The 19974-nt window shown below is 29.4% G+C and carries 15 protein-coding genes and 1 pseudogene; 1 reads left to right on the forward strand and 15 read right to left on the reverse strand.

What is annotated here, in order from left to right; translation table 11 throughout:
- Positions 1-106: 106 nt before the first annotated feature.
- The 3 genes from ACFWTK_RS10790 to ACFWTK_RS10800 all read right to left on the reverse strand — a co-directional run bounded on the left by ACFWTK_RS10790 (position 107) and on the right by ACFWTK_RS10800 (position 1984).
- Entirely contained in the window at positions 107-307 is a 201-nt protein-coding gene (locus ACFWTK_RS10790; protein WP_415876019.1) for a GGDEF domain-containing protein, read from the reverse strand.
- Complete coding sequence (locus ACFWTK_RS10795) at positions 288-650, reverse strand: hypothetical protein (protein ID WP_415876020.1); 363 nt, start codon at positions 648-650, stop codon at positions 288-290. Before ACFWTK_RS10795 ends, ACFWTK_RS10790 begins: the two co-directional genes overlap by 20 nt.
- Before the next feature lie 569 nt (positions 651-1219).
- Positions 1220-1984, reverse strand: a complete 765-nt coding sequence (locus tag ACFWTK_RS10800) for an SLC13 family permease (RefSeq protein WP_415876021.1) — start codon at positions 1982-1984, stop codon at positions 1220-1222.
- A 471-nt stretch (positions 1985-2455) separates the two neighbouring features.
- Here ACFWTK_RS10800 and ACFWTK_RS10805 point away from each other — a divergent pair, with 471 nt between their 5' ends.
- Entirely contained in the window at positions 2456-2854 is a 399-nt protein-coding gene (locus tag ACFWTK_RS10805) for a hypothetical protein (protein WP_415876022.1), read from the forward strand.
- A 401-nt stretch (positions 2855-3255) separates the two neighbouring features.
- On the opposite strand, the gene cooS is transcribed toward ACFWTK_RS10805, so the two are convergent.
- The 12 genes and pseudogenes from cooS to glpK all read right to left on the reverse strand — a co-directional run bounded on the left by cooS (position 3256) and on the right by glpK (position 19954).
- Complete coding sequence (gene cooS / locus ACFWTK_RS10810; protein ID WP_415876023.1) at positions 3256-5172, reverse strand: anaerobic carbon-monoxide dehydrogenase catalytic subunit; 1917 nt, start codon at positions 5170-5172, stop codon at positions 3256-3258.
- 199 nt (positions 5173-5371) lie between these two features.
- Positions 5372-6403: pseudogene (locus ACFWTK_RS10815) on the reverse strand (FGGY family carbohydrate kinase); the annotation flags it as partial.
- Positions 6404-6925: 522 nt separating this feature from the next.
- The gene (locus ACFWTK_RS10820) at positions 6926-8350 is read right to left on the reverse strand and encodes a WD40/YVTN/BNR-like repeat-containing protein (protein WP_415876024.1); all 1425 of its coding nucleotides are present in this window, start codon (positions 8348-8350) and stop codon (positions 6926-6928) included.
- Positions 8351-8514: 164 nt separating this feature from the next.
- Positions 8515-8910, reverse strand: a complete 396-nt coding sequence (locus ACFWTK_RS10825) for a DUF3888 domain-containing protein (protein WP_106024460.1) — start codon at positions 8908-8910, stop codon at positions 8515-8517.
- Positions 8911-9795: 885 nt separating this feature from the next.
- Entirely contained in the window at positions 9796-11964 is a 2169-nt protein-coding gene (locus ACFWTK_RS10830) for a type IA DNA topoisomerase (protein WP_415876025.1), read from the reverse strand.
- Between the two features lie 12 nt (positions 11965-11976).
- Positions 11977-12537: a hypothetical protein gene (locus ACFWTK_RS10835; RefSeq protein ID WP_415876026.1), complete on the reverse strand. Its 561-nt coding sequence runs from the start codon at positions 12535-12537 to the stop codon at positions 11977-11979.
- Complete coding sequence (locus ACFWTK_RS10840; protein ID WP_415876027.1) at positions 12525-14564, reverse strand: hypothetical protein; 2040 nt, start codon at positions 14562-14564, stop codon at positions 12525-12527. The genes ACFWTK_RS10835 and ACFWTK_RS10840 overlap by 13 nt, the downstream gene beginning before the upstream one ends.
- 7 nt (positions 14565-14571) lie before the next feature.
- Positions 14572-15012: a hypothetical protein gene (locus ACFWTK_RS10845; protein WP_415876028.1), complete on the reverse strand. Its 441-nt coding sequence runs from the start codon at positions 15010-15012 to the stop codon at positions 14572-14574.
- Between the two features lie 35 nt (positions 15013-15047).
- On the reverse strand, positions 15048-16277 hold the full coding sequence (locus tag ACFWTK_RS10850) for a hypothetical protein (RefSeq protein ID WP_415876029.1): 1230 nt from the start codon (positions 16275-16277) through the stop codon (positions 15048-15050).
- 70 nt (positions 16278-16347) lie between these two features.
- Complete coding sequence (locus ACFWTK_RS10855; RefSeq protein ID WP_415876030.1) at positions 16348-17010, reverse strand: hypothetical protein; 663 nt, start codon at positions 17008-17010, stop codon at positions 16348-16350.
- Positions 17011-17067: 57 nt separating this feature from the next.
- Complete coding sequence (locus ACFWTK_RS10860) at positions 17068-18141, reverse strand: tyrosine-type recombinase/integrase (protein ID WP_415876031.1); 1074 nt, start codon at positions 18139-18141, stop codon at positions 17068-17070.
- 322 nt (positions 18142-18463) lie between these two features.
- On the reverse strand, positions 18464-19954 hold the full coding sequence (gene glpK, locus ACFWTK_RS10865) for a glycerol kinase GlpK (protein ID WP_415876032.1): 1491 nt from the start codon (positions 19952-19954) through the stop codon (positions 18464-18466).
- Positions 19955-19974: the final 20 nt, after the last annotated feature.

Raw genomic sequence — 19974 nt, forward strand, 5'->3', positions numbered from 1 at the left:
ATTCTTATTTTATACCCTCAATTTTTATGTTTTACTTTTTCAACAGTTTTCCTTATTCTTTCTAAAACCTTAAATGCTTTTTTATTATCTGTATTAGATAAGCATATTAAAAACTCATCTCACCATATCTTGCAGCCCAATCTGTATCATTTCTAATGGAATTCGATAATATCTGTCCAAGCTTCTTTATAATAATATCACCTGCATTATGGCCATAGGTATCGTTTATACTCTTAAAATGGTCTACATCAATCATGGCAATAGATAAAGGATTTTTATCATCACATCTAGCAATTTCTTCTGGCAATTATTCTATCAATGTATCTCCTATTGTAAAGACTAGTCAATGTATCTTTCATTATAAGAGTATTCAAATCTTGTACAATATTCCGTAATTCATGACTTTCACATTGATAAACTGTTTCGAAAACCAAGATATCCGTAATATCCTTAATCAATTCCAAGGCAAATATGTCTCCATTAAGCTCTAAAGGCACAGCAAACATCAAAAACATCTTATCTGCATTATTTTGTATTTTTACAAAGGTTTTTTTATGATTTAGTGCCTTTATAATAATACAATCCTTACACTCATTACCATCTAACCACCTTGAATAGCAGGTTATATTTTCGGGAAATATCTTTATCATCTTTATATATAGTAGCTTTTTTTGTAACTGGATCTACAACTCGTACAGTATCAAAAATTCTCTCGTAGGCTTTAAACTTGCTGTCTAAGGCTTTCATATTTGGTTATTTCTTTCATAGTAGAGATTACTCCTTTAAGCCCCATTTTTTATAATCATATATTTGTTAAACTAATTATATTATTACCACATATCAGATACAATATTTTATAATATACAACAAATATACATAATTCAACTATAGTATAATATAATTTATGATTATAAAAACAACAAGACTTATTAAATTATATATGGTGAATTTCTTTAAATATCCCTTAGACTTTTCTGGAAAAATCGGCAACATAGAGCTTATAAGATATTACGCTGGCAAAGAGAAGCTATAAGCGTTCCCATTCCTCCCTATATTTACTCCAAGCAAAATCTCTCCAATTTTCCGTAAATCAGCTAGCAAAACAGCACAAGGCACGTTGCTTATAACCTGGCTTAATAAATGGCAGCAAAATAACTTTTTTTCTCACTGCCTAAAATATATTTCATAACTGAATGAATCCCTGTGCTATTAGATACATTTACCTATAAAAAAGGAAAAAACCTATAAAGGTAATTAGTAAAAAGTAATCTACTTTCATAATAAGCTCTCTGTCTAGAAAAAATACTACAATTATAGTTAATGCTGAAACTAACTTATAATCTATAACATTAAATACAGACATTATGATTATAAAAAATAGGACTCCATATATTACCGCCCTTTTTTTATCTTTTATTGGTATATGATTTAATTGAAAATCTAGAGAAATATTTTTATTCCTTAAGTTTATTAAGAAAAGCCATATAGCACCTATAGCAACTAATGGAGCAGTTATCTTAAAAAAAGCACCTGCTTTTAATTTGTAATAAGAGAATAAAAATAAGTTCTGTGGATTTCCCATTGGTGTAAGACTGCTTCCTATGTTTGCAGCCAAGGTTTGAAATATTATTATATCTATAACTTCTATCTTAGTCTTTTTCCCTATAATCAATGTTAATGGAACAAAAGTTATCAAAGCTACATCATTAGTAACAAACATAGAACTTATAAAGGTTAAAGAGATTAATATTAAAGAAACCATTCTTGAATTTTTATATTTGCTTAATATTTCAACAGCTAACTTGTCCATGATTTTTAATTCCTCAAATGCCTTTACTATAAGCATGAGATTAAATAAAGAAAATAATACCTTAAAATCTATGTAATCTAACCTTGGAATAGATATAAAAGATGTTCCTATAGCTAGTATCAAGGCTCCAGTAAAAACTACTTCATTTTTTAGAGTATTTATTATGCTCTCCACGTTATCATCTCCCCAAACAATTATATGTTTATTTGAGGCCAGTTTCAACAAAATACGCATTAAAAATATATTGTGTGGTTTATGCCATATATATTTTAGAACTTTAGCAAAATAATACTAAAAACAAGAAACTCTAGACTTCAAAAAACGAAAACAGGATTAACTGCTATGGTAAACAGTCAATCCCAAATAACTAAGTCACTATATTTATTTACTTAATCTTGATATATTAGTCCCATATAAAAAATTTACATTAACTTTGAATTGTTAATTCATATATAAGATAAAAACATCTATAAAAAGTTTCATTTTTTTGAAACATTTTTTTTAAAATCTATATCTAATTTATAGTGAATTCTCCATGCTTAGAGTACAACTAGTGATTATTTTGTTAATGGTATAACTTCTATTGCACAGCCAGATATAAGTTATATTAGAGTTCAAGGTTAGCAAACCAAAAATATTATGGAGGTGATTAAACTGGTAGTTTCTAAACCAAAACATGATATAAATCTATTACTATATTCTTTTATAATAGCTATATTATTTGGTTTTATATCATGGATAATTTCAAAATCATTTGGAAAACAATTTACAGATATATTGTTTTATGTAAGCTTAGGAGTTATAATAATTGGGTTTTTTTTAATGATGAGAGGAAATCCTTCAGGAGCTTCTCTTTCAGGCCTTGGTAGAAATAATACTCAATATATTGCAAATGAAACTCTTGAAGCCGTAAAGCAACAGCAGCAATCAACAGATTACCACAAGAACTTTAAAAAACATTCTGTTGTGGAATTAAATTTTAAAGGAATAGCTATATTGTTAAGTGGAATACTTTTGATGATGCTGAATGTTATTTTATCATAGACAGAAACGCAAAAAGAGGCTATCTTAAAATGATTTTAAAAGTCATTTTGAGAATTAGCCTCTCTTTTTTTATCTAAATTCTCTAAAGTTCTCCACTTGCGCATCAGGTGCCTACACTGCCCTTTACTCCTCCAATTGTCCTTATTTATCTTCCTCAGAAAATTTCAGTACATTGGTGAAATATTTCAACATCATGGATGAGACTTGCATTGTAGAAAGCATTGAACAAGCATTAGAAGCTCTTTATTTCTGAGTTTAAAACACCGTAAGAACCTTCTATTGTTTGAACGTCAGTGAGTTTAGAAGGTTTAGGGGTTTTAAACTCAGAAATATTAGAGATTCTTTGCATAGTGAAGCTTTCCTAAATGCAAATCCCATGGGTGATGTTTAACATAATTATCTTAGCTTAATCCCATCTTTTTTCTCTTATCAATAATATGAGCTTCTATATTATTTGCTACTTCCACTGGGTCATCTCCAAGAGCAATCTTTCCTCCTGTTATATCTTCTACTTCTTCAGTCAATAGCTTTACAAGTTTAGGAGCACCAGTCATAAATGGAGTTGGAGATAAGTGAGTATATGCACCAAATCCTAATGCAAATATTCCATCTATTGTTGCCTTTTGTTCCATCCATTCTGGAGCTGTAACTGCTATCGGTAAATCAGATACATCTACATCTAAATGATCTGCCAGTGCAGATACAACCATAGATATTCTTCCTGTATCTGTACAAGTTCCAAAGCTTAGTACTGGAGGTATCTTTAAAAGGTTGCAAACTTCTTTTAAACCTTCTCCTGCAATATTATTAGCTGCTTCAAGAGTACAAAGTCCAGCAACTTCTAATGCATGGTTTCCGCATCCTCCTGCAACTACTAAAATATCCTTTTTAATTAATTCCTTTGCAAGATTTACTGTATTCCAGTCCTGTGGTCCATTTCTTAAAGTTGAACAGTTTGCAATAGCTACTATTCCCTTAATCTTTCCTGCAGCTATTACATCTACTAATGGATCAAGCTTTCCTCCAAGAGCCTTTAATATAGCTTCAGTAGAGAAACCTGCAATAGCCTTTTGTGTAATCTTTGGAACCATAGGTTTAACTTTATTTTTACGTTTCTTAAAGTTTTCTATAGCAAGTTCAATTAATTTATCTGCCATTTCATCCACTTTTTCAGGATAGTATGGAATTTTATGCTCAATTCCTGGCATATCTATAATTGTGCTTATGCTAACTAAAGTTGCTTGATATTTTTCAGCATATTGGTCTAAAGCTGGTGGAGAACAGTTTTCTTCCATTGCTAGAACGTCTACTGTACCTGTAGCAAGTAATGGCTCTATAGCTAACCAGTTACCCATTAATCCTACAAAAACATCATCAATTTCAAATCTTTGTAGTAATTCCTGTCCTGTTTCTATAGAACCTACTACTCTTAGTCCTTTTGCTCCAGCTGCTCTTGCCTTTTCTTGCACTTCCTTAGTTCTTGCCTTTAGAATTGTTGCGGCTCCACCCCAAGGTTGATGTCCGTTAAACACTACATTTACATAGTCTGGATCCATAATACCTAAATCTACATCAACTTCATGAGGCATAGGTGTTCCAAATAAAATGTCTTGAACCATTTCAAGTCCAATCTGAGAATTATAAATAGTTGCAATTCCTAGACGAAGTGCTTTTGCAGCCAGTGATTTATAGCTTCCATCCACATTTGTTAAACAGCTTGCTACACAGTTTTGTTCCTCATGAATTGTGCCTTTAGGATAAACATTTATTTTTTTCCAAAGCTCTTTTCTTTTTCTTGGAGCAAAAGCTTCTACCATAAGATTTTCATCATCTTCACCAATCTCTTGTTGTCTTTGTAGTAATTCTGCTAATTGTACAGCCATTTTATTTATATCTTGATTAGTATCAATGCCAAGCTTTTCACACATCCATTTTAATTTATCTACATCTTTAATCTTAAATGGAGTTTTTCCTTCTCCTGTTGCCTTTAATGTACGGAATGCTTCATATGCATGATGACTATATGTACCTGCTCCCATTATATTTTTTAATAGGAAATTTCTCATTGCCATAGCATCTGGTCCAATTCCGCATACACCTTTTTCAGGCTCACCTTTATCATTTATTCTACATGGCCCATTTGAACATAATTGACAGCTCAAACCTTGAAGACAGAATTTACAGCGTATCTTTTCTTGTTTAGTCCATCTGTCAAATACGTTAGACATCCCATCTTCTCTAATTCTTTTCATCATTTCCTCAACTGAATCGTGATAACTTACACGTCCTTCAGCTTTTTCCAATATAGTTTCACTCATGAAATAACTCACCTCTTTTTAATTTTTCTCTAATAAGTTTTCCACTTACTTTCTTAAATATGTATTACAAATAAGTAAAAAAGTGATTGCACTCATACGTAATGCAATCACTTTTTATATATTAATTCACTCTATTTTATTACTTGCTTTAATTCGAAGTATTTCCTTTGTTCTATCTATACCATATAAACACTAACTTTTATTTTTCTTCCCAGTTTTGTGATCTTTCTACTGCTTTATGCCATCCTTTAATTAATTCAGCACGTTTTTCTTCATCCATATTAGGTTCGAAGGTTCTTGAAATCTTACAGTTAACAGCTATATCCTCTTTATCCTTCCAGTACCCTACTGCAAGACCTGCAAGATAAGCAGCTCCTAGTGCTGTTGTTTCTATAACTTCTGGTCTTTGTACTGGAGTACCTAAAATGTCAGATTGGAATTGCATTAAGAAATTGTTAGCGCATGCTCCACCATCAACCTTTAATGCTTGTAGTTTTATTCCAGAATCCTCTTCCATAGCTTTTAATACGTCATAAGTTTGATATGCCATAGATTCTAGAGCAGCTCTTATTAAGTGTTCCTTCTTAGCTCCTCTTGTAAGTCCTACTATAGTTCCTCTTGCATAAGAATCCCAATATGGTGCTCCAAGTCCAACGAAAGCTGGCACTAAATAAACTCCATTTGAATCTTCAACAGCTGTTGCATATTTCTCTGATTCTGGAGAATTGTTTATAATTCTAAGCTCATCACGCAACCACTGAATAACTGCTCCACCTATAAATATACTTCCTTCAAGAGCATATTCAACTTCTTCTGTGCAGCTAGCTGCCATAGTTGTAAGAAGTCCTTTTTTAGATTCTACTGGTTTATTTCCAGTATTCATAAGAAGGAAGCATCCTGTTCCATAAGTGTTTTTAGCCATACCTTCTTCACAGCAAATTTGTCCAAATAGTGCTGCTTGTTGGTCTCCAGCATCTCCTGCTATTGGAATTGGCGATCCAAATATAAGCTCATCAGTTTCTCCATAAATTTCGCTAGAAGGTTTAACTTCTGGAAGCATTGATTTTGGTATATTTAATTCTGCTAAAAGTTCATCATCCCATTTTAATTCATGGATATTATAAAGCATTGTTCTTGATGCATTTGTATAATCTGTAACGTGAACCTTTCCTTTAGTTAGATTCCAGATTAACCATGTGTCTACATTACCAAATATTAATTCTCCCTCTTTTATACTTACTTGTATTTATGTGTAATATCCTCAAAACACTTATAAGTCAGTATGTGTAGAGCTTATGTATTACTTTTTATGATTTACACACCTATATTTATATATTATATTATATACAACAAATTTTCTGCTTATATTCAAAAAATCTTTAAATTATTTCACATCTATTTAACAAAAATAGTTATATACTAAGATTTTAAAACTGAATGGAGTGAAATGGAATTAAATTAAATCAGATATGTTTTAATATAATCCTTTAGATGTATTTTCAATATGAATAACTAATAAAGATCCATTAACAAAATGTTACTAATCTGATACTATAGGACACATTAATCTATCCAATTAACTGTTGCAATTGTATCTGCTATAAAATCTGGTCACCAGTGTTTCTAAATAAAAAATACCCTAATCTGGCACTAAGTAAGAACAGCTTAAATAAGTTATCATGGTATCTTTCTTATAATAATATAGAGGTTCTATCTCAAAACAAAATTTGAAGACAGAACCTCTATATTATATTTATATTCGATCTATTTTTTCATTAGTCCACTCTATAAAATCACCTCCTTGTTTTAATTTATATAGGCTATTCTCAGGTGTATATATGTAAATTGAATAACCTCCGTTTAAACTTTGATCTATAAAAATGTTTTTTATTTGTACAGGCACCTCAAGCATCGTCCATTTATTTGTATTCTTATTCAATATAGCAATTTTTTTAGAATTATATATTATTATGCTATTGTCTTTGACCTCTAGCCCTTCAATATCATCATTTAATGGAGTAGACAACTTTATCCAACCCCCACTATTCTCTATAAATAGTTGATTATTCTTTATCATAATCAACTTTTCATCTAAATCACTCTTAATTATTTGAGCTCCTTCAGGTACGTTTTTAATAGTCCAATTATTACCTTCATCATTAGAAATGTATAACTTTTTTTGTGTTACTATAGAAACATTATTTCTATTAATACTACATCCATAAATTATATCTCCTGAAATATCAATCGTTTTTACCCAAGTATCTCCATCATCTTTTGATACATACGCTCCCGAGTCTGCTACTATATACATAGTCTTATTTTTTTTATATCCTGATGAAAACCATAATCTCGCTATATTATAATTTAATTTTAATTTTTTCCAGGATTGTCCCCCATCAGCTGTTATTAACGACACTGGTTTTATAGAGGACTCAGAATCTCCGCTAAACCCCCAAATTGCAATAACTTCTTCGCCTTGAAAGTTATCTGCTTTAGCTGCTCCTACAGCTCCAAATATTTTACTTTCTAACGGTTGAATTTTATTCTTCTCCTTGAACAGTCCCCCACCTACTCTTATTTTATGAATAGCTGAGTCAATATTACCTGTAAGTGAATCAACAAAAATCTTAGCCATATTTCCACTATTATCAGTTCCTATTACTGTCACCATATATTTATTATCTTCTAAGTTTAACCTAAAATGATATCCTGATGCCCAACCAATGCTCGGATTGATATTATATTTATCTTTTATATCTTTTAGTCTATTTGAAGCATTTAATATACTTTTTTCATCATTCATAATGGTTTCCTCTTCAACTACACTCTTCACTGCTTTACAGCTAACTACATCTTTGTCATGTATAGTCACTATATAGTGTTGATCTGTTTTAGGAACAGCGAAATCTAAATTCCAAAATCTTCTTTTTCCGTCTACACCTTCATTCATATCTTTTAATTTTGGATCATCAACACTACTGATATAGCATACTTGAGCATTTTTATTTAATTTTTTTACTGTCAATAATGATAATTTATAAGCCTCATACATATTTATTGGCTTGAAAGCTACAGCATGTACAGTTTTTGGGCTGCCAAATATATTTTTATAGTTCATTGCTAATATAACTATTCCTAATAAGATTAATATACAAAAGGCGATCTTTTTAAACATCAAATCACTTCCTCATACATTAATTATCGCAATTTATGTAACATTATATACTAATTTTACATTTATTTTCTACTTATGTAAATATATTTTATTATTACCATCTAATTTTTTATGCTATATAACAAAAATAAGCCCACACTAAAAACACAGGCTTATTTCTATATTTACTCTGATTTATGAATAAAATTAATTACTTTTGTACTTTCTGGACTAGTTTCTATAGTTATCGTATCCGTGCCTAGAGGTGGATTATGTGCTCCAGTAAAAGTATTTATCTGTATTATAACCCTATAAGTAAATGCTTCACTTGGCTTATCAATACTAAGTATTTTAGCATCAAACAAATCAAACTGTTTATTAGTACCATAATAGTCATAAACTGCTTTAGTAATAAACGGATATGCAAATGACAATAAAGCTTCATTACAATAATTAGCAGCTACTTTCTCTAACTGAATTTCCTTTTTTTCGCTAAAGGCTTTTGTTTTTCCACTGCAACAAAGTGCACACATAGTAATAGTGATCATAAAAACTACTACAGTATATACTATTTTTTTCATTATAACTGCAACACCTCCTTTTACTTATAGTTATTATGTTATTATTTCACTGTAATATTCACATTACTTTTAAATTTGAAAGGAGATTACTTTGTAGTACAACTTAATATTAAATTAAAAATGTATGCCTTATATTTTTTGCTTTTAAAGTTATATGTAGTATATAATAGATATATCTGTATACTTTGTTTTACATTGTAAACCCTACTTATTTTCACATAATTATAAAGTGCTTGCTTTTTGCGTTTGAAATTTAATACTAAAATCATCAAATTTGACTTATCTCTGAAACTGACTAACTTGACGTCCTTAGTCCCGCTTTCATTATAAAAGCCTCATTACTACTGCGAATCCATCTGTACCTATGCTAAATTCATGCCATCCTTTGCCGTTCATCATCTAGGCAGTAAACAGATTTCCTCTAGACTTGTCTCGAAAGCCACATAAAGTTTTGGTTTTGACTGCACTTATGAGTCTTAACGAAGCTTCAACAGTTCTTCATTTTCGTTCAGCTTTACAATACATACCTTACTGTTTTATACCGCCTTTTCCTAATTGTGCTCAGTACCACAACTTTTAATTATAGTACTCAATTGTGTTTTGTGGTCTGTACCTACATATCGACCACGGTAGGCCAACTATCATCTCTTAAAAAGCATTGTCTCACTAAATACTTCTAGCATTCAGGGAACACTATGTGCTAAACTACTATTGTCTATTATTAACATACCTTCATTGTTGGTAACAATCGTTAAACTCACCACCATTTTACATTAGAAGTATCTTTTTTCTATTCAACGTTAAAAGCCATTTAGGACCACAGGAAGAACCAGCAGTATTTATTAACCCAAAGATCAATAGCTTAATAAATAGTGCTATCGACCTTTATATCGTGTTAATAAATTCCATTTTCCATCTATAATATCCAGTTTCTATATTTATTTCATATCTTAAATATGCTGAAAAAGAAGTTCCTTTCTTACTTTTTAGATTTCTAAAACCAACTTTTCCATTTTTTAATAATAACTCTACCATATCTTTACTTACAGTTTTACCTAAAGATTTAATAAATTTATCATTTTTCCAAATAGTGTAGTCACATCCATTCTTCCAGTTAATACATCCGAACCCCTTATCGCTTTCAATTATGTCATTACCACACACAGGGCACTTACCAACACTCTGTACACCTTCTGGAATCTCCACCTTAAAGTGTTTAAGCATAGAGTTGTCTTTCTTAATATCATCAATTGCCTTAACTGTAAATTCCTTAATCATATTTAAAAAATCATTTTTTCTAAATTTACCTTTTTCAATATCATATAATGTTTTTTCCAGTCTACCTGTATATTCTAAATCCAATAATTCCTTAACTGGAAATATTTCTATCAAAGTCCTCCCCAGTTCTGTGCAAGTGAGACTTTTTCCTTTAGTCTTTATGTACCCAACATCTTTTAACTTTTTAATAGTTTCAGCTCTTGTTGCTGGTGTCCCAATACTAAATCCACTTAATATTGATGACATCATTTCTTCTGTATCATCTTCATCTTCTTTATACCCCTTACCACAAGTCTCCATAACTCTTAGAAGAGTTTTCTCTGTATGTAACTTAGGAGGTTTCAGAGTAACAGTATTAACTTTAGAATCAACAATATCAATAATTTCTTTTTCAACTACAGCAGGTAATATATTATCTTTACTTTCTATATTTTCAATTACACGCCATCCTTCAACTATTTGAACCTTTCCCTTAGAAATGAATACTCCATTTATATTTTCATCATATACTTTGGCAGTGATCTTAGTTTCTTCAAATTCTGCTATAGGCATAAATTGCATTAAAAATCTATTTTTTATAGCCTCATAGACTATACTTTCATCACCAGTTAATTTCGATGGTTTTATGTAAGTAGGTACTATAGCACTATGACTCTCTACCTTAGAATTATCAAATATTCTCTTACTTTCAATAAATTTAATTTCATTTTCATAAGGTAATCCTTTTTTTAATATATCTAATACTTTTTTTGTTCTATCCTTTAGGCTTTCCTCCAGTGCTATACTTCCTGTTCTTGGATATGTTATAAATTTCTTTTCATATAAAGACTGAGCTACTTTTAAAACTTTATCAGATGTCCATCCCTTATGCTTACTTGTTATATATCCTTGTAAATTAGATAAATTGAATAAATATGGTGCATAATCCTTTTTTCTTTCAACCTGTTTTTCTATGACTTCAGCATTTTTAGTTTTTATAATTTCTGAATAACTTTTTAATTTCACCTCATCATCGAACTTTTCAGAGTTTTTCTCATAATAAGTTGATTCAAATTCAATGTTATCTTTTGTCTTGAAATTTACAATTAATTTATAATATTTAGTAGCCTTGAAGTCCTCATTTTCTTTATCTCTGTCATATATTATTTTTAAAGTTGGTAACAAAACTCTACCTACGTTTAATATTTTCTTATTATTGGGACTATATCTTAATGTTGACACTGATGTTAAATTTATTCCTATTATCCAATCAGCCCATTGTCTACCTATACCTGCATCCGTAAGATGCTGCATCTCTTCATTTTGCTTAATAGATTTTAATCCATTTAAAACTTCATTTGGAGTCCATTCATTAAGTAATAGCCTATATACGGGCTTATTTGTACCTATATACTTAACTAATATATCCCCAATAATTTGCCCCTCTCTATCAAAATCGCAGGCTGAAATTATACTATCTACATCTTCCCTGTTCGCTAGTGTACTTATAATCGAAATCTGCTTTTCTGCCCCTTTATCATTTTTATTCTTATTAACAGGGTCACATTTAATTTTATATTTAAACTGCTTTGGTATAAAAGGAAATTTGCTCAATTGCCACCTTGCCATTTCTATATCATAATCTTTAGCATCATATAGCTGCAGCAAATGTCCAAAGGCCCAGGTAACAATAAAGTCGTTTCCTTCGTAGTATCCATCTTTTCTTATCTTTATCTTTAGAGCATCTGATATATTTTTTGCAACTGATGGTTTTTCTGCAATAATTACCTTAGCCATACTTCCACCACCTTACTTTTGCTTTTTATCCTTGGTAGGTAATATTTCAACATTTGTTATATTACTATCCTTCATTATATTTTTCAAGTTTTTAATTATTTTATCTTTTTCATCTATAATACTCTGTATTTTTTCTTTATCCTCTGTTAGCCTTAATATTTCTTTTTTATAATTTTCAACTTCAACTCTCAGTACATTAACATAGATAATATTATCAAGAACCTTATCATACTGTCCTTTTATTTCTTTTAACTCCATATGTAATTGCTCAACTTTTCTTTCAGTAAAATAATCATCTTCATCCTGAATGCATTTTTCAATATACTGCTCTAATAACTTGTCATTATAAACAGTTTTTCTAGTAAAACTCGTATTTTTTGAATTAGCAATATAAGATTTACTTAATTTTAGCTTCTTTATTTCTACTATTAGTTTCTGAATTTCAGCATGAGAATTCATCACAAGATTTTCTATTTCAAATAACCTCTTCTGAGTCTTAGCGTCTAGTTTTTCGTATGATGGATAATTTATTGCGCTAAGCTTATCATTGATAATTTGCTCTATTCCATCCATGGCCCTATTTCCTTTCTTATATTGTCTAAATTTAATAATACTTCACCTATTTGAGGATATTTGTGTAAAATTGGATTTTGTCCAATTTTATTAATATCTTTATTCAGAAGCACAATTTGCTCCATTAAATTATTTCTCACAAATATCTTTAATGCTTTCTCTTCTCTCTCGAATTCTAACATATAACTTTCATCTTCTTCAGCAATTTTTCTATTATGATTTACAATTGAAACTTTTTGATGGAATCTTTCATATGAAAAATGAATGTATCTATAAGTAGGCAATGTATTTTCTAAAAAGTAGCTATCTGAAATGGAACTAAAATACTTCCTTCTTTCACATAATCCACTTATAGTGGATCTAATACATATTCCCAGTTCATTTTCTACAATAGACGAATCTGTCTTATCTAGTAATTTAATGATTTTCCCTAGATCATCTCTTATATTTAGCTTGCTACTTTTTAAAAAGTCATTGATCTTTTCTATATTGATTTTAAATTCCTCATTTTTCATTTCATTTTGAAGAAATTTGTTATTTATTAAATCAGGATTTGTTTCTATTAAACCTTCTACATTAGCAATACTTGACAATATATTTGTACCTTCTTCTAAAGAATCTATAAAGTCTTCACTTTTATTATAGTAAGCACTCATATCTTCACTAAGATGATTTAAATGTTTAACTATAAAATCTAAATGAACACCTTGCATAAATAATTTAGTGCACACGGTAACCCTGAACATATGTGGATTTACATAATAAAATCTTTTATTCTTCACTTCTTCGAAGGAGAGATGATTTCTCTTTTCCAGTGAGAAATACTTTTCATACTTTGATTTACTTTGAATCTTCAGTATTTTAAGATTTTCTTTTTGATTGTAAGGCATTGTTTCTATACTAAAATCATTTTCATGTCTAATAAAAAAACGCTCTAAATTTTCTCTTAAAGGTACAATCCCCTTTTTTTGTAAGCCAGTTTTAGCACTAGTAAATAAATATCTTGTACTCTCTAGTTCTAGTTCCTTTAGCCTATCATCATCTATCTCTGATATCATTTTCCTGAGCTCTTCCAAAGTTATAGGTCTCTTTAAGTCTTTCTTTGTGTGTAGAGTTATTAGTAGCCTTAACTTTGTCTTTTCAGAAAGATTTTCAATTATATTCTTAACTAAATTTTCACAGGTTCTGTAAGCCTTTAATGCTTTATCACTTAATGCAGTATAAGTTTCTCGAGTTCCTGATTTAAAAGTTAAAAATTTCAAATAACACAACTCTGTACCATTTACTACTATAGTATCAAGCTTATTTGTTTCTAATAAGCTCACTTCTTCTGCCCTCATTCCTGTCTCAGCTAATAAGATCATTAGGCAAGCCATTATCCTATCATCCAGCTTCAATTTTTCATTATCTACGTCTTTAATTGCTAATGAGACTACTTCATTTAAAAATTGATCTGGGATGTATTGATTTGCTGATTTGCTTGATCTTTTTTTAGTGCATGAACTAATTACTTTGTTTAGATAATTAACTATGTTTTCTAAATTATATCCATTAATATCTATAATAGAGTTTATCAATTTTTTAATTGAAATCGCTAATCCTCCTACATGATAGTTACCGCAATTTTTAAGCTTTTTTTCTATATATAACTCAATGATAGCTTTATCAATTAATCTAACATCTTTAATATTATATTTATATAAATCTTTTGTTAATCTTTGCAAATGTTCTTTTAGTTTACTTGTACTTGTATAGCTATTTTTCTTTTTATTTAGCTCTTCAAATATAACAACTTTTATATAAAATATAAATGGCTCAGGTATAAAATTAAAGTCAAACTTATATTTATATCTTTGACGATTATTAACATTCATTTCACTAAAATCCCATACCATATCACTAAACCATGTATTATTATTAATTTTGAAATTTATCCATTTTTTCTTTGCTTTATATACTTTCTTTGAATAATTATATTGAACAATAGAATTGTTATTAAAGTTATAATTTATTGCCTCTCTACTCATAGAAATACTATCCTTTCAGTTTCTGCATTTTATACATTTCAGCCAGAAACTTACCTAGCAATTTTTTTTGAATACTTAACTCTTTAATTTCTATTGGATTAAAAGATTTTTCAATAATTTTATTATATTCCAATATTTGTTGCTCAAAGTACGGGATTCTATTGATAAAAGTTACAAAAGACCTACACATTAAACACTCAGCAACATCAAAAGTACAGTGACCATTTTTGCATTTTCCTAAGTTTTTCTTTACAACTTTATATTTATTCTCCTTCTCAACCTCTAATATATTTCCGTATATATCCACATCAGAAATAGTCACTTTAGCCATAGCTTCAACATATAATTCTATCTCACTGTATTTTCTATAATACATGTTAGCAGTCTTATAACTATTTCCTGTAATACTAGTAATTTTGTTTATTGATAAATTATTTTGTACACCCATTTTATATACTGAATTAATAAAAAGTATGTCGAATATTATAAGGAAAATAATCTTTTATCTCGAGCTTCTCCTCTGACAGCTTTCAATATTGCCTTAAAATACCTATAGAAATTAATTCTTTTAACTTTAGTAACATGTTTTGCTCTATAAGGCTCAACGAATATATATTGTGCCATTATATCATTTCCTGAAATATAGGGTTCAGTTAAATTAATTGCTTCATCTATTAAAGCTGCTACATTTTCTGATATATTCTGCATTACAAATTCTTTATTACTTGTTTTTGATAAATATTTTAATTTTACATGTTCTTTTTCTTTATTTAAACAATCTCTTCTTAAATTATATATTTCGCCAATACGCAAATTTGTTAACATAAATATTTCATAAAGAATAGTATATAATCTTCCATTTTGAACTATCGATTCTTGTTTTTCAAACTGCTTATAAATAATACTTGCATCTTTTTCACTAATTGGTGTACCACCATCAAATTTTCCAAGTCCCTTTAAATTTAAAATATCTAAATCATTCTCTGTAACATTATACTTATCTTTGAAACATTTCATGTATTTTCTAACTATTTTAAGTATTCCCTTTAGATGTCCATTTGACTTTACTGTATTCTCTATTGTACTTCTAAAATCCCATAAAAAATCTTCAGAAAATTCCTTGTATGAATTATTTAAATCCAATGCTATATTTACATACAGTTGATCATGGTTAACCTTGAAGTTTAAAAATTCAATTAGTTTATACATGTAGGTATTTGTAGTTCTTATATCTCCATCAATTTTCCATATAAAGTTTTTTACATCATTCTTATACTTTTGCGGCACATTTTCAAGATTTATAGCAGCAATCCTATAATTATTTCCACTTGAATTTAATAGTGTTTGAATAGAAGGAAGTACACAATACTTATCAGATTCAGGTGGCAATTCTAATCTATTATGATAAACAAAACAAAATCCTTTCTCATAATATTTATAAAAACTTTTTGAATAGATTACCTGCTTAAAACTTTTGCAAAATACATTATTATAATCTAGTTCTTCTAGCCTATTAATAAAGTATCTATAGAATGCTACAAGATTTTGCTGTAACTTTTTAACATTAATTATAAGTTTTTTCTTTCTGTAATCATTATCCATCTTCTGATAAAACTTATACTGCAAATTAAAAGTTTGCTCATCAATATCTTCATATCTCTCTAGACGCTTTTCCCCTAAGCTTTCTACAAAATAATAAATAAAAATTCTCATTTCCTTTGACTGTAAGCGTTCAGATTTATTATAGGATAGCAAGAAGTTAGTAAGTATATTTCTTATAAATTTACAACCTGTTTCTTATATTAAAATTTGCGTTCAAAATAGAATCCTTATTCTTTGTTGAATAATATTCTACTTGAATTACTTCGTTATAGTTGGATTCTAGTGGAAAGTTGCTTAAAATATTTCTTTCTAAATTTAAATATTCATTATCTGTTTCAATAGTTAAACTTTCATAATTTGAGTAGTTTAATAGCAAATGCTTATATTCATTTACTTCTTTAATATTTTTCATAGACTTATATCTTACATTATTGCAAAGTAATAAATAAAATTTATTAAGAATATCATAAAAGTCTAAATGCCCTACCATAAGCTTCTTTTTTTCATAATACTTAAATAATCGTTTTATAGATACACCTATTTCTTTCCTTTTATAATATCTTATTGCTTCACTTAATTTATCGTTAAAATTGCTATTATGTAATTCACAAATTACGTTCCAGTTAAGATCACTTATCTTATAGTTTTTCATATAATTAATTATATAAAACCATCCTACAATCCTTTTATACATTTGCATGCTATATAAAAATGTATTACCTTTATAAAAGTCATCATATAGAAATCTTGATAACTCTTTCTTCATATCTATATATTCTACTGTAGAATTGATACATTGTTGCAAATCACTCATATACTTTTTTAAAGTATCTTTATCAATCATTTCTATTATCTCCTAGTGTTACCTTTTATTTTATCAAGTATCTCCTTTTGTATTTTTTCAGTTTTCCTTTAATTGATCCTCAGGTTTAGGATTATAATACTTCAATGTAGACTGTATACTTTTATGTCTCATTTCTTTTTGAACATAAGAGATATCTTTATTTAATTCATCAATCAAATACATAGCATATCCATGTCTAAATCTATGATTTAAATTATCCTCCTTACTATTCTTATCTATCGAAATACCTATCTTAATAAAAATCTCTTTGAGAAAATTATTCCATCCTGAAGGTGATAATGGACTTCCATTCTTGTTTAAAAATAGGTAGTAATTTCTTCTTGTATTTTCTCCTACACAGTCTGCCTTCGCATATTTCATGATATTTTCCAATTTTCTTTCCGTTTGATTTAGAATATCTCTAGATATTTCTTGATATTTTCTGACTTCATCCATTAATTTTATTGGCAAAGCCACAACCTGATACCCACCTTCTCTTTCACTATTATAGATTTTTGTCTTATACATTTCTGAAGAAAAAACCTTCATGCACCCTTTTGCATGTTGATATTTCTTATCACTTACTCTATTTCTCAAGTAAAGTTGACCTGCTCTCTTATCATCGGGATGAGGAATAATGTCCTCTAATGTAATTCCTAATACTTCACCAATCCTCAATCCTCTTAAAAACATTAGATCTATAATCAATTTATTCCTTAATTTAAACTCTGATCTGACATTTTCATCAATGTATTCCAAAACTCTAGTATATTCTTTAACTGAAATATACTTAGGAACATATTGATTAAAACCCTTATGCCTTGATTTATTTGTTGTATATTTGCTTGTCACAATTACTTTATTTGCACTATAGCTAATTTTATCAGTGACAAATTGTACCTTATCAAAAAATTCATTTTTATTAAATCTAGAAAACATTATATACTTTCTGATGTCATCAAAGTATGTATTATGAGTTGTTATTGTCCTATTAGTCTTAAATATATACCTTTCAATATTTCCTTCTATATTATGGCCTAAAATAAAATGTGATAAATTAATAATATCTGTCTTGTCAAGTTCCTGTATTTCCCTTCCAATAATTTCACTAAAAGAATATAATAACTTCAATGCACTTGCTGCTTGTTCTCTACCTGAAAGAACTACGCTTGCACAATAATAATTTAAGTAATTAAATACTTCTTCGATTACTTCTCCTTTTGAATTAAGTAGAAATACATAATGGAAATTCTCATACTTCTTACTAACTCTTACAATGCTTACTTTTCTTACAAGTTCATCATCTATATTAAATTTAATAATATGAATGCAATGCAGGAAATACCAAAATTTTTCAATTTCATGGTAATTTGTCCCCTTTATTTAATAATACAAGATGAACTTCTATAGCAATTCATAGAAGTTCATCCATAGTATAATATAGTTTAATCAGTTATTTTTCCCAACCTTGAGATCTTTCAACTGCTTTATGCCATCCCTTAATAATTTGTTCTCTCTTTTCTGATTCCATGCTTGGTGCAAAAGTTGTTGATGCTTTACAGCTTGAACATATATCATCTAAGTCCTTCCAATATCCTACTGCAAGACCTGCAAGATAAGCAGCTCCTAGTGCTGTTGTTTCTATAACTTCTGGTCTTTGTACTGGTGTATCTAATACATCAGCTTGGAATTGCATTAAGAAATTGTTAGCGCATGCTCCACCATCAACCTTTAATGCTTGTAGTTTTATTCCTGAATCTTGTTCCATAGCCTTTAATACATCATGAGTTTGATATGCCATAGATTCTAAAGCTGCTCTTACAAAATGCTCTTTTTTAGCTCCTCTTGTAAGACCTACAACAGTTCCTCTTGCATATGGATCCCAATATGGTGCTCCAAGTCCAACGAAAGCTGGTACTAAATAAACTCCATTTGAATCTTCAACAGCTGTTGCATATTTTTCAGACTCAGCAGCGTTGTTGAACATTCTTAATTCATCACGTAACCATTGAATAACTGCTCCACCTATAAATATACTTCCTTCAAGAGCATATTCAGGTTTTCCATTATAGCAAGCAGCCATAGTTGTAAGAAGACCATTCTTAGATTCTACTGGTTTATTTCCAGTATTCATAAGAAGGAAGCATCCTGTTCCATAAGTATTTTTAGCCATACCTTCTTGACAGCAAAGTTGTCCAAACAATGCTGCTTGTTGGTCTCCAGCATCTCCTGATATTGGAATTGGTGATCCAAATATAAGTTCATCAGTCTCTCCATAGATTTCGCTAGAAGGTTTAACTTCTGGAAGCATTGATTTTGGTATATTTAATTCTGCTAAAAGTTCATCATCCCATTTTAATTCATGGATATTATAAAGCATTGTTCTTGATGCATTTGTATAATCTGTAACGTGAACTCTTCCCTTAGTTAAATTCCAGATTAACCATGTATCTATATTACCGAAAAGTAATTCTCCCTTTTCAGCTTGTTCTCTAGCTCCTGGAACATTATCAAGTATCCATTTAACCTTTGTTCCTGAGAAATATGCATCTAAAATTAGTCCAGTCTTTTCTTTTATGTTTTTATCAAAACCTTTTTCTCTTAATCCATCGCAAATTGAAGCTGTTCTTCTGCACTGCCATACTATTGCATTGTATACAGGAACTCCTGTATTTTTATTCCATACAACTGTAGTTTCTCTCTGATTTGTAATACCTAATGCAGCAATATCTGTTGCATCAAGCCCAGCTTTTTCTAAAGCTTCTTTCGCAACTCCTGCTTGAGTTCCCCAGATTTCCATAGGATCATGTTCAACCCATCCACCTTTTGGATATATTTGAGTAAATTCCTTTTGTGCTACACTTATTATTTCACCCTGTTTATTGAATATTATGCATCTCGAACTTGTTGTTCCTTGATCTAAGGCCATTATATATTTTTCCATAATACACTCCCCCTAAGTTA

It is taken from the genome of Clostridium sp., from assembly GCF_047777555.1.
Lineage (GTDB): Bacteria > Bacillota > Clostridia > Clostridiales > Clostridiaceae > Clostridium_H.